This window comes from Xanthomarina sp. F1114, assembly GCF_026410255.1.
Lineage (GTDB): Bacteria > Bacteroidota > Bacteroidia > Flavobacteriales > Flavobacteriaceae > Xanthomarina.
The window spans coordinates 113,407-125,931 of record NZ_JAPMLL010000006.1; the positions used below are offsets into that span (position 1 = coordinate 113,407).

Sequence of the window (12,525 nt, forward strand, 5' to 3'; positions counted from 1 at the left end):
TCTTCGTTTTTGATTGAAGGAAGGCTGTGTGATTAATTTTTAAAAAACTTATTCTTTAACAGTTTATCGGTCAAGGAAATATTTTTAAGTCAAAAATTACTCCGTTTTTATTTTTGTGCCATAGTGGCACTCTTGTTTGTTTTTTTATGTTTTAATGCAGCTTTTATAAAAGCTACAAATAAAGGGTGAGGGTTTTTAACCGTACTCTTATACTCGGGATGATATTGCACTCCCATAAACCAAGGATGAGATGGGATTTCAACAATCTCAACAAGGCCAGTTTCTGGATTGGTTCCAGTTGCAAGCATTCCAGCAGCTTCTATTTGCTTCTTATACTTATTATTAAACTCGTAACGATGTCTGTGTCTTTCTTGAATGCTATTAGCCTTATAGATTTTTTGTGCTAAAGAATCCATTTTTATATCGCAAGCCCAAGTACCTAAACGCATTGTTCCTCCCTTATCTGTAATATTTTTTTGTTCTTCCATTAAGTTAATAACCGGATCTGGGGTATTTGGGTGCATCTCTGAAGAGCTGGCTTCCTTAAGGTTTAAGACATTTCTAGCAAACTCTATCACCGCCATTTGCATTCCTAAACAAATTCCTAAAAAAGGAATATTATTTTCACGAACATATTGAACAGCATCAATTTTTCCTTCAATTCCTCTTTCTCCAAAACCTGGAGCTACCAAAACACCATCTAAATGAGATAGTTTGGCTTTGGCATTATCTTCGTTAATATATTCTGAATGAATAGGCTCTACATGCACTTTAACTTCATTTTCTGCACCTGCATGAATAAATGCTTCTAAAATAGACTTATAGGAGTCTTGAAGCTCCACATATTTTCCAATTAAACCTATGGTTACTTCGGTTTTTGGGTTTTTAAGACGTTCTAAAAACTTGTTCCATTTTGTTAAATCTGGCGAATGACTTTCTAGAGCTAATTTCTTTAAAACCACTTTATCAAGACCTTGTTCCAACATTAAATTAGGAACATCGTAAATGGTTGAGGCATCAATAGACTGGATTACAGCTTCTTCACGTACATTACAGAATTTTGCTAGTTTGCTGCGCAATTCGTCTGGTAATTCGTGTTCTGTTCTACACACCAAAATATCTGCCATAACACCAGATTCCATAAGTGTTTTTACACTGTGTTGTGTAGGTTTTGTTTTTAATTCTCCAGCTGCAGATAAATAAGGTACCAACGTTAAATGAATAACTATGGCATTATTGTCTCCTAAATCCCACTTTAACTGACGTACAGCCTCAATATATGGCAAAGACTCTATATCTCCTACGGTTCCTCCAATTTCGGTAATAACAATATCGAAATCTCCAGATTTTCCAAGAATTTGAACACGTTCTTTTATTTCATCAGTAATATGAGGGATAACTTGTACGGTTTTACCTAAAAACTCTCCTCTTCGTTCTTTTTCAATAACGCTTTGATAGATTCTACCTGTAGTTACGTTGTTTGCCTGACTAGTAGGAACATTTAAAAAACGTTCGTAATGCCCCAAATCTAAATCCGTTTCCGCACCGTCATCTGTTACATAACATTCTCCGTGTTCGTAAGGGTTTAAAGTTCCTGGATCCACATTGATGTAGGGATCTAATTTTTGAATAGTAGTTCTATAGCCTTGAGCTTGAAGTAATTTTGCAAGTGAGGCTGCAATGATACCTTTTCCTAATGAAGAACTAACTCCTCCGGTTACAAATATGTATTTTGTTGTAGTTGTCATGTTGCGCTGTTAAACGCCGGCAAATTTACAAAATTAAAAGAGTTAATAAGGTATTGTTTAAAGGAATTTACTTCTATTTATATATTTTTAATAAATAGTTGAATTTCAAAAATATAAAAAAAATAAACACTAAATTTATAGTAAAGTTATCCACCCAATTACTTAAAAATTAAATTATGAAAATATTGACAAACCATTGTATTTATTTAATCTTATTTTTACTTACCACACAAGTTAGTTTAGCTCAAATTACAGACAAGGTTTTACCGGATAAGGAAAAAAGAGAACTTGTTGAAAAGAAAGGTAAAATAACAGAAATAAACAAAGATACTCGTGAAGTTACCATTATGGGTTCTACAGGAGAATTACATACTGTTACTGCTGGAGAAGAGGTTAAACGGTTTAACGATATTGAAGTTGGAGACGATGTTACTTTTAGTTTTTACAAATACATAAAAGCTGAATTTCGTGATCCAACTGAGGAAGAATTAAAGAACCCTCTGGTAGTTGTAACTGAAAAGGATAAAGCCGATCTAGAAAGGAAACCCGGGGCAGTTTTAGGCGCTATTGTTCAAGCCGTAGTTACTATTCAAGTAATTAATTTACCATTTATGTATGTAAATATTGAAGGCCCAAACGGGAATTTCACTTCCATACAAATGGAAGATAAAGAATTAATTAAGAAACTGCATGTAGGTCAGGTTGTAGTTTTAACTTATGCAGAAGCTATGGCTCTAAGTTTAGAAAAAGTTGATTAATTTAAATCTAAAAATAGTAGCAACGCCAATTTCTTTATTTAGGAAATTGGCGTTTTATATTTCTTATTAATTCTTCTAGTCCGTTTAGTTTAAGTTCGTAAACAGTTTCTAGCATGTCTCCTAATTTTCCATTTGGAAAACCTTTATTGTGATACCAAACCACATAATATTCGGGTAAATCTATGAGATAACGATCTTTATATTTACCAAATGGCATTTTGGTATGTGCCAATTTTATAAGAAATTCTTTATCTGGTTGCAATAAGCTCATAGCTTAATTTACTTCAATAATCTTTAAATCTTGATATTTAACCAGGTACACGGTATCGTTATAATATCCGCCTAAAAACTTATTTTTATAAGCAAACTTATTTTCAACGTATTCTGTTAAAGGTGCTTCATTTACCGATGAGATTAAATCTTCCGAAGTTACTAAACGCAAAACTACATCCATGGTTAAATCGAAACCCCGAACAGCAATCTTATTTGGTGTTATTCCATAAAGTTTCTCATAAGCTTTTACGAAAGAGTTATTATCGTCTTCGTTATATGATTTTGCTATGGTAGGAAAATGAAATTCAAGATTAGACAAGTGATAATTTGAAACCTCATCGTTTTCAAAAGCAGCATTCATATTAGTTGTAATCAAGATAATGTTCTTCTCCTTACTTTTCATAGAATTTAATTTACTAGTAACATTAGAAATAAACCCAGGATTATCCGATTCTAAAAACACCACATTATTTCCAGTCTGTAATTTACTGGTAATATCAGCATCCAAAACATAAAAAGCATCTTCACCCTTTTTATTTTTTCTTGAAAATATTTGAGGAGCAGAAGGAAATTTACTTTTTAAATTATTATTTACTTTGGTGTGCTTTTCATCAGAAATAATAATTACATTGTTTTTTGTACTATCCTTCTTAACATAATTTACCGCTTTATCATAAAGCAAAGATTCTGACGGTCTAGATTGGAATACATTTTCTGAAAGCACCACTTTTTTAGTAATTGGCGATACTACAGGAACGTTAAATGGTTTTAATTGCGTAGCAACCTTTTCAATATTGTTAGAAACTAATGGTCCAATTACAGCATCTACATCATTAAAAGTATTAGTCTTTAGAATATCCATGACTTCACTTAAAGAGTTTCTAGTATCGTACACATCAACCTTTAAGGAAACACCTAATTTTTTAAGTGAATCTAATGCCATTAAAGATCCAGAATAAAAATCTAAGGACATCCCTAAATAAGGATTGGTAACCACTTCTTTTTTAGCATCTTGAATGGAATCTGCATTAACCTTATTAAGCTGGAAAGGCAACATAAATACCAGATGCTTGGTGTTGTAGTTATTTATATGTTTTGTTAAATCTGTACCTTTTAATTCTGTATTAGAATTCTCTTCAAGTGTAGCATTGTGCGGTACTTTTAAAATCATCCCTACTTTTAATCCTGATTCTTTAAGTTCTGGATTTAAAGCTTCCAATTGTTCTTGCTCAAGACCCAATTTTACTTTTAATCTATAAAACCCTTCTTTTGGTAAAACTGTATAATAAGAATAGGCGTCGTCAATTGGTTTTTCTTCTTTTATTCCAATATTTGGCACCTTAATTATATCTCCCACATTTAAAACCTCTTCCATATCAGGATTTAGTTCTTCTAATTGCTCTACAGTAATACCGTATTTATAGGCTATTCGCCATTTCCCTTCTTTTGGTAATACCGCATAGCTTTTGGTTGCAGTTTCTGGTTCTGTTACTTGTAAAACCTTTTTATAAACTGGAATTTTTAACATATCTCCTTTTCTTAGGTTATTAGCATAAAGAAAAGTGTTGTGCTTTTTTAATTCGTCTTGAGTAACATCAAATTCTTTAGAAAGGCTGTAAAGGGTTTCTTTACGTTTAACTTTATGTTCTTTAAAACCAATTAACTCTTTTTCAATACTAGCTTGTGGCGCTGGATTATAGCCTTTGGATTTGGGAATTATAATCACTGAATTAGGTTTAATTCCTTTTTTGGCATCTGGGTTTAAACTGTAAATATCGCTTGAAGAGACATGGTACAATTTTGCAATACTTTCAACAGATTCTCCTTTTTTTACTTTATGTGTTTTAAAGCCTTGTGCTTGCGTTGAACCACAACCAAACATTAAAACTAAAGATAAAATGTATATTATTTTTTTCATATTCACTTCCCGTGAAAACGGAAATCTTTTTAATTAAACTTTTGAGTTTCTTTGAAACTGCCAATAAGTATACCCAAAAAAAAACAAACATATTAACTCTTAATCATGAGACCCCTTTTTTCAAAGGGATTTGTTTATTCCCATTCGATAGTTGCTGGCGGTTTTGAGCTTATATCATACACTACTCTATTAACGCCTTTTACTTTATTTATTATATCGTTTGATGTTTTTTGTAAAAATTCGTAAGGTAAATTTACCCAATCGGCTGTCATTCCATCTGTACTTTCTACGGCTCTAAGTGCTACACATTTTTCGTATGTACGTTCATCTCCCATAACTCCAACGCTATTAACTGGTAAGAGTATAGCTCCTGCTTGCCAAACTTTATCGTACAAATTCCATTCCTTTAAACCGTTTATAAAAACAGCATCAACTTCTTGCAAAATACGAACTTTTTCGGGAGTAATATCTCCCAAAATACGAATAGCTAATCCTGGTCCTGGAAATGGATGACGGCCTAAAAGGTTTTTATCCATATCCATAGAAGCTCCAACACGACGAACCTCATCTTTAAATAAAGCTTTAAGAGGTTCTACAATTTTGAGTTTCATAAAATCCGGTAAACCACCTACATTATGGTGACTTTTAATGGTTGCACTTGGACCACCAGTGGCTGAAACACTTTCTATAATATCTGGATAGATAGTTCCTTGAGCTAACCACTTTACATCTGTAATTTCATGAGCTTCATCATCAAAAACTTCAATAAACACACGACCAATAGCTTTACGTTTTTCTTCCGGATCACTTAAGCCTGCAAGTGCCTCTAAAAAGCGACTTGAAGCATCAACACCCTTTACATTAAGCCCCATATCTTTATATTGTTCCAGAACATCTGTAAATTCATTTTTTCGTAATAAACCATTATTCACAAAAATACAATACAGGTTTTTGCCAATTGCTTTGTGTAATAACATGGCAGCTACAGAAGAATCAACTCCTCCAGAAAGTCCAAGCACGACTCTATCGTTTCCTATTTTATTTTGTAAATCTTCTACAGTTTCTTCTACAAAAGATTGTGGTGTCCAATCTTGCTCAACTTTGGCAATATTTACTAAAAAGTTCTCTAGTAATTGTTTCCCATCTGTTGAATGATATACTTCTGGATGAAACTGAATAGCGTAAGTATCTTCGCCTTCAATTTTGTATGCAGCATTATGTACATCGTGCGTACTTGCCAATAAAACACCGTTTGTTGGTAGACTTTTGATAGTATCACTATGACTCATCCATACTTGACTTCCTACTTGTAAGTTTTCAAAGAAAGCTTCGTCAGGTTTTATATAAGACAGCTTAGCACGGCCATATTCTCTGGTATTTGAAGGAGCTACTTCGCCTCCAGAAAAATGAGCCAGATATTGAGCTCCATAACAAACAGCCAATAAAGGTTTTTTAGCTCTAATTTGAGATAGATCTGGATGAAGTACATTTTCTGCTCTTACAGAATTTGGACTTCCCGATAGAATAACTGCTTTGTATTCATCAACCTCTTTAGGGATTTTGTTGTATGGATAAATCTCACAATAAATGTTGAGTTCTCTCACGCGACGTGCAATAAGTTGTGTGTATTGCGAGCCGAAATCTAAAATAAGTACTTTGTTGTGTTGCATGCGCAAAAATAACAATTGATTTTTGATTAACTATTTATGAGTTAGACTTTTTTGTCTTGAACTCCTAAATGCCTTTTAAACACAGAAAAATATGCATTATTTTTTTTCTAATAAGTTTAAAAAACACTTTTAATTCATAGACTCTAAAATCTTTTGAATATCATTTTCTGTGGTATCTGGGTTGATAAAGCAGAAACGAGAAACCGTTTCAAAAGTATCACCATTTTTCCATTTAGTTGGGGTTACTAAAGCAAAACCTTTTTCATGATTTTCGTAAGTCCAATGCGTATAATCTTCCGGTTTCCATCCAATTCTTCTATATAAAACACATGATAAACTTGGCTCTCTTACTAGTTCTACATTCGGATTCTCTTCAATTAATCTACCAGCAATCTGTGCTAATTCAATACCTCTTTCTACAGATTTTTTGTATTGATCTGTACCATGGGTTGCCAATGAAAACCATAATGGTAAACCTCGAACACGACGTGTTAACTGGAGTTGATAATCGGTTGGATTAAATCCGTGAGCACCTTCGTCTTTAAATATATCTAAATAAGAACCTTGTTGAGAATGGGCATTTTTAGCCAATTCCGGATCTTTATAAATAACGGCTCCACAATCGTATGGAGAGAACATCCATTTATGCGGATCTATAGTAATACTGTCTGCTCTTTCAATACCATTAAACAAATGTCTTACAGAGTCGGCTGCTAAAGCTCCTCCTCCGTAGGCTGCATCTACATGAAACCAAATATTTTCTTTCTCACAAACTTCAGCAATTCCTTCTAAATCGTCAATAATACCTGCATTGGTTGTTCCACCAGTGGCAACAACTGCAAATAGACGTTTACGTTGGTGAAAATTTAATTTATCGATTGTTTTTCTAAGGTCTTCTCCCGTTAATTCTTCTTCAGAGTCTACTAATAAAATATCCACATCCGCCACTTTTGCCATAGCTTTAATAGAAGAATGTGCTCCAATTGAAGTAATAATTAAACCTTTTTCTCTTTTATAAGTGTCGTCTTCTCTCCAGTGTTCTCTTGCAGTAACAATGGCAGATAAATTAGCTGCTGTTCCTCCACTGGTAAACACTCCAAAAGCTCCTGCCGGCATACCTGTTAAAGATACAATCCACGACATGGCTTCGTTTTCGCAGAAAATTCCACCAGCACCTTCCATCCAATATGCGCCATGAATACTAGAAGCAGAAGTAACCAAATCGAACATTACAGCAGCACGGGTTGGAGCAGCTGGCACAAAGGCCAAATTTCTAGGATGATCTACTGGAACATTAGCTTTTGACAAATGATCCTTCCATAAGTTGAAGGCATATTCTCCTCCTATCCCATTTTCGGTAACGGTTTCGCCAACAAGGGCTTTAAGTTCTTCGTATTTTTTTGGTTTTCCTATAGGATGCTCGGTAGCTGAAATTCTACCAATAGCGAATTTCATGACATCTAAGGTCATTTCTATTAGGTCAATATCTATTTTATGCATGGATTTACTCTAAATTTAATATTAAAAACTCTTGGTTTAGAGGTTGCAAATTTAACATTAACTGTTGAATAAATTGGTCTCCATATTCTAAATAAAACTCAGAAAAATTTGCCTGTCTTTCCTGAAGGCTTTTATTTGGGAATAATTCGTTTTGAAGTGAGGTTACACGACCTAAAACCTCTTTTAGTTTTCTCTTTTGAGCTTTTAGCAATCTCTTTTCAAGATTTTCAAGACCTTTAATCTGTTTTCTTTCTTGTGCTGACACGGCTCCAAGAAAAGATTTATCCGTTTTTTTTGCCAATTCGTACAAGTCTTCAAACTGTTTTTCCAAGAAGGATTTCTGATTTGAAAAATCGATTTCAATTTCTGAACGTTCTCTACTTACTTTTTCGAGTAAAGCGTCTTGTTTTAAAAATAAATCAGTTATCGGCAATTCTAACTTTTTAAGTTTACTCTGTTGTTTTTTAGAAACTAACACGGCTGAATTCCGAAGTAATAACACAGGAAAAGCTACGTTTTGCGTTTCAAAATTAGATTTTAGTTGAAACCAATAAGCTAGTTCGCCTCCTCCACCGATATAACAAAGGTTTGGAAGAATAACTTCTTGATATAAAGGTCTTAAAATAACATTGGGACTAAAGCGTTCCGGCGCTTCATTTAAGTGTTTTATTAACTCATTCTTGTTCCAGGTTATATTAGTATTTAAAACCTTGTATAAATCATCTTCAAAAACTATTCGTTCTCTCAAGTTTTCTTTTAAATAGAATAAGTTTATCTCTCGCGGATTAACTTGTATTTTATAGTTTGTAGATAAGTTGTTTAACTTTTCGGAAGTTTCAGTAACCTTTTTAAAGGATGTTTGATTGAGTAATTCATCCTTAGCATAAGGAAGAAATAGACGTTTTAGATCTTTGTCATTTCCGTCAAGAATAACCAAGCCTGTATCGGCAAAAAGTTCATTCACCAAAAACCTAGTCGCTTCTGTTAAGTTATTGTGATTGGTATAAGCCTTTTCAAAAAGTTTTTTTAAAGTTGCTGCATTTTTACCTGTATTTAACTGCGAAGCAAATAAATCTGACACTTGTTGTAAACCAGCCAAATCTAATTCTCCAACCGCTCCAGAAGCTTTTTTATTCCATCGGATTTTTTTGCCCTCAAAATTGAAAAAATTAATTTCCTCAAAATCATGGTCCTCTGTCGCCATCCAATAAATAGGCACAAAATCTTCCTTAGGATATGTTTTTTTAAGCTCTTTACAGAGATTAATGGTCGAAATAATTTTATAGAAAAAATACAAAGGTCCAGTAAACAAATTTAATTGATGCCCCGTTGTTATTGTAAAGGTATTGCCCTTCAAAAGTCCATTTATATTAGCTTCTGTTTTACTGGAAGTTTCAACATGTTTGTATTGTGTTTTTAAACTGTTGACTAAAACCCTTCTGGAATTTTCTGAAAACTGAGATTTTTTTTCGGCTATTTGGGTTTGAAAATTTTTAAGGTTTGGAAACTTATTATAAAAAGGTTTTAAAGTATCTTTTTCTTCTAAATAATCACAGATTAGACTAGAAAAATAGTTGGTGTCTTTAAAGGAAATACAGTCTGTTGGCATAGTAAAGCTTTGCAGTTTTAAAACGTAAAGATACGGCTTCTAGTCTTAAAATTAACTTAAAATATAGACTGTAAAACCTTGAAAACCAATAATACATTTCTTCAAAACTGAAGAAATGTATTGAATAACTAATTAAAAAAACTATATTTAATAAACTTTATTCCGGAACCATGAGTATTATATTTTTAATTTATTTCTTAGCTTTTCTGAGTGTCATAAAAAAAAGTCAAAAACTAGCCTATTTGCTTTTTGGAATAGCTACTATTTCAAGTATTCTTATGTTTTTATATCATAGTGATTCAACATTAAATCTAAGTTTTTAATATGATGAAAACATTAAAATATGCCAATAGTTTATCCATTTTAATTGTTTGTAGTATTCTAATTGGTGCTTTATACTTTTAATTTGGATTACATGAAGATCCTTGCCCTTTATGCTTACTTCAACGTTTAGCAATGTTTGGGGTTATTTTCGGCTTGTCGCTTAACATCTATTTTGGCTTTAAACCTCAACATTTTGCTGTTGTAATTATAGCTGCTATCATAGGGTGTATGTTTTCCATGAGACAGGTTTTACTCCATATATGTCCGGATCCGGGTAATCTTGGATACGGCACACCAATATTCGGTTTTCATTTATATACATGGGGTGTTTTTATTTTTGGAGCAAGTATCTTAGGATCTGCTATATTTTTATTTTTTAGCAATTCGTTTAAAAAGATGAAAAATGTGATTCTTCCATTCGAAAAATACACCTTTTATTTAGCTACAGCCATCTTATTGATTAACGTTGTAGCAACTTTTTTTGAATGTCAACTAGGACCTTGTTGTGAAAACGGACCCTGTGTTTAAAGAAAATCCAATTTTTGTAAATAACTAGACCTATTAGGTCGTTTATTTACAGTTTTCACTCTTAAAACTACTTATAAATTTTGAGCAAGAAAGATTGCTTATCTTTACTAAAAAATATATTTTCATGTTAGGATTAAAATTAGCTACAGACCCACGTTGGGTTAATATTGCAGAAGCGAATTTAGAAGAAATACTTACAGATCATGCCTGGTGCGAACAGAAAGCAGCAACCAATGCTATAACCATAATTACACTTAATTCTGAATATCCGGATTTGGTAACCGAATTATTAGCTCTAGCAAAAGAAGAGTTAGAACATTTTGAGATGGTACATGATATTATAAAACAAAGAGGGTATACCCTTGGAAGAGAACGCAAAGACAGCTACGTAAATGAGCTTTATAAATTTATGAATAAAGGTGGAAGCCGGGTTCAAGCTATGGTAGACAGGCTCTTATTTTCTGCCATGATTGAAGCTAGAAGCTGCGAACGTTTTAAACTTTTATCTCAAAACATTAAAGATCCTGAATTAGCTAAGTTTTATCATGAATTAATGATTAGCGAGGCTGGACATTATACACTCTTTATTGGTTTTGCCAGAAAGTACGGAAAAGAAGTAGATGTAGATAAACGTTGGAAAGAACTTATTGACTTTGAAGCTGAAGTGATTCAACGATATGGAAAACAAGAAACCATACATGGGTAATAAATAATAGATGCTTTTGAGGGGCAAAAAACCTCAAAAGCATCTACTTTTTTTAAGCTGTTTTTTCCCGAAGATTTAATTATTCTATAGACAACACTAAAAAACGTTTATGTCAGTAATCAAAACAGATTTTCTTGAACTTGTTAAAAACAGAAAATGGCGTGCTTTAAAGCGTTCCTTGAATAATTTAGATGCCTTAGATACTGCACATCTAATTGAAATTGTATCTAAAAATGATAAAATAATATTTTTTAGATTATTATCTAGAAGTCAAACTAAGGCTGTTTTTAAACTGCTTCCTCACTCCGAGCAAGAGGCCATTATCGATGGGTTAACAGAGAATTTTCAAAAACTATCTCGGGTACTTAACGATATTAACCCAGATGATAGAACGGCATTTTTTGAAGAATTGCCAGGAGATATTGCACAACGTCTTATTGAAAGGTTATCTCCCGAAGAACAAAAAATTACCGTTCAGCTTTTAAGTTATCCTAAAGATAGTATTGGACGACTAATGACTCCAGAATTTGTTGCAATAAAAGAAGGGTTTACAGTAGCTCAAGCTTTTGAGCATATTAGAAAACACGGAAAAGATTCTGAAACATTAAATGTTATATATATTATAGATAATGATTGGAAATTAATTGACGATATATCTATAAAAGAATTAATCTTAGCATCTCCAGATCAACTTATAGAAGAGTTAATTGATCATAAATTCACCTTTTTAAATGCCATGGACGACCAAGAAATGGCGATTCCAGTTTTTAAGGATTACGATCGCGTAGCATTACCGGTTTTAAGCCAAGAAGGTGTGCTTTTAGGGATTGTCACTTTCGACGATATTATGGATGTTGTTGAAGAAGAATCTACAGAAGACTTTCATAAATTTGGTTCTATTCAAAATGCGGGTATTAATCCTCTAAAAGAACGTATTTTCAATTTATACAAAAACCGAATCATGTGGTTAGTGCTTTTGGTTTTTATGAATATTTTCTCGGGAGCTGCCCTGTCTAATTTTGAAGATGTTATTCAATCTACGGTCTCTCTAGTATTCTTTTTACCCTTATTAATTGATAGTGGTGGTAACGCAGGTTCTCAATCGGCAACCCTTATGATTAGATATCTAGCTTTAGGCAAAGTGCAAATAAGCGATTGGTATAAATTAATTGGAAGAGAAGTTTTGGTTTCCTTTCTATTAGGAGTTACTATGGCTGCCAGTATTGCTGCTGTTGCAAGTTTTAGAGCCCCAGACATTATAGCTGTAGTTTCTATTGCAATGGTTTTAAATGTCATGTTAGGAAGTTTAATTGGACTATTATTACCTTTTATCTTTACAAAATTAAAAGTTGACCCAGCTACAGCTAGTGCGCCTTTAGTAACCTCTCTTTCGGATATTTGTGGTGTACTGATTTATTTTTCTATTGCCTCAAAGTATTTTGGGTTTTAATAAAAAACAAACATGAGTAATAAATCAAATACAATTAACTG

Annotated in this window: 10 protein-coding genes and 1 pseudogene; 5 read left to right on the forward strand and 6 right to left on the reverse strand. The window is 32.9% G+C overall.

Annotated elements, in window-relative coordinates; translation table 11 throughout:
- Nucleotides 1-107: 107 nt before the first annotated feature.
- On the reverse strand, nt 108-1,748 hold the full coding sequence (gene pyrG / locus OS188_RS06400; protein ID WP_267148000.1) for a CTP synthase: 1,641 nt from the start codon (nt 1,746-1,748) through the stop codon (nt 108-110).
- A gap of 176 nt (nt 1,749-1,924) precedes the next feature.
- Between pyrG and OS188_RS06405 the strand changes: the two genes are divergently transcribed.
- On the forward strand, nt 1,925-2,506 hold the full coding sequence (locus OS188_RS06405) for a hypothetical protein (RefSeq protein WP_267148001.1): 582 nt from the start codon (nt 1,925-1,927) through the stop codon (nt 2,504-2,506).
- 34 nt (nt 2,507-2,540) lie between these two features.
- Here the strand turns inward: OS188_RS06405 and OS188_RS06410 are convergent, their stop codons facing one another.
- From OS188_RS06410 to bshC, 5 genes are all read right to left on the reverse strand, one after another.
- Entirely contained in the window at nt 2,541-2,777 is a 237-nt protein-coding gene (locus OS188_RS06410) for a DUF3820 family protein (protein WP_416236516.1), read from the reverse strand.
- Nucleotides 2,778-2,780: 3 nt separating this feature from the next.
- Nucleotides 2,781-4,697 (reverse strand): LysM peptidoglycan-binding domain-containing protein, encoded by a 1,917-nt coding sequence (locus OS188_RS06415; RefSeq protein WP_267148002.1) that lies wholly within the window; start codon nt 4,695-4,697, stop codon nt 2,781-2,783.
- A 134-nt stretch (nt 4,698-4,831) separates the two neighbouring features.
- Nucleotides 4,832-6,367: a glutamine-hydrolyzing GMP synthase gene (gene guaA, locus OS188_RS06420; protein ID WP_267148003.1), complete on the reverse strand. Its 1,536-nt coding sequence runs from the start codon at nt 6,365-6,367 to the stop codon at nt 4,832-4,834.
- Nucleotides 6,368-6,496: 129 nt separating this feature from the next.
- Complete coding sequence (locus OS188_RS06425; RefSeq protein WP_267148004.1) at nt 6,497-7,867, reverse strand: pyridoxal phosphate-dependent decarboxylase family protein; 1,371 nt, start codon at nt 7,865-7,867, stop codon at nt 6,497-6,499.
- 4 nt (nt 7,868-7,871) lie between these two features.
- Nucleotides 7,872-9,476: a bacillithiol biosynthesis cysteine-adding enzyme BshC gene (bshC, locus tag OS188_RS06430; protein ID WP_267148005.1), complete on the reverse strand. Its 1,605-nt coding sequence runs from the start codon at nt 9,474-9,476 to the stop codon at nt 7,872-7,874.
- Between the two features lie 170 nt (nt 9,477-9,646).
- On the opposite strand from bshC, the gene OS188_RS14805 reads away from it, so the two are divergent.
- From OS188_RS14805 to mgtE, 4 genes and pseudogenes are all read left to right on the forward strand, one after another.
- Complete coding sequence (locus tag OS188_RS14805) at nt 9,647-9,799, forward strand: DUF5993 family protein (RefSeq protein WP_416236517.1); 153 nt, start codon at nt 9,647-9,649, stop codon at nt 9,797-9,799.
- 100 nt (nt 9,800-9,899) lie between these two features.
- Nucleotides 9,900-10,328 (forward strand): annotated as a pseudogene (locus OS188_RS06435) (disulfide bond formation protein B); the annotation flags it as partial.
- Nucleotides 10,329-10,452: 124 nt separating this feature from the next.
- The gene (locus tag OS188_RS06440) at nt 10,453-11,034 is read left to right on the forward strand and encodes a MiaE family protein (protein WP_267148006.1); all 582 of its coding nucleotides are present in this window, start codon (nt 10,453-10,455) and stop codon (nt 11,032-11,034) included.
- A 109-nt stretch (nt 11,035-11,143) separates the two neighbouring features.
- The gene (gene mgtE, locus OS188_RS06445; protein WP_267148007.1) at nt 11,144-12,484 is read left to right on the forward strand and encodes a magnesium transporter; all 1,341 of its coding nucleotides are present in this window, start codon (nt 11,144-11,146) and stop codon (nt 12,482-12,484) included.
- Nucleotides 12,485-12,525: the final 41 nt, after the last annotated feature.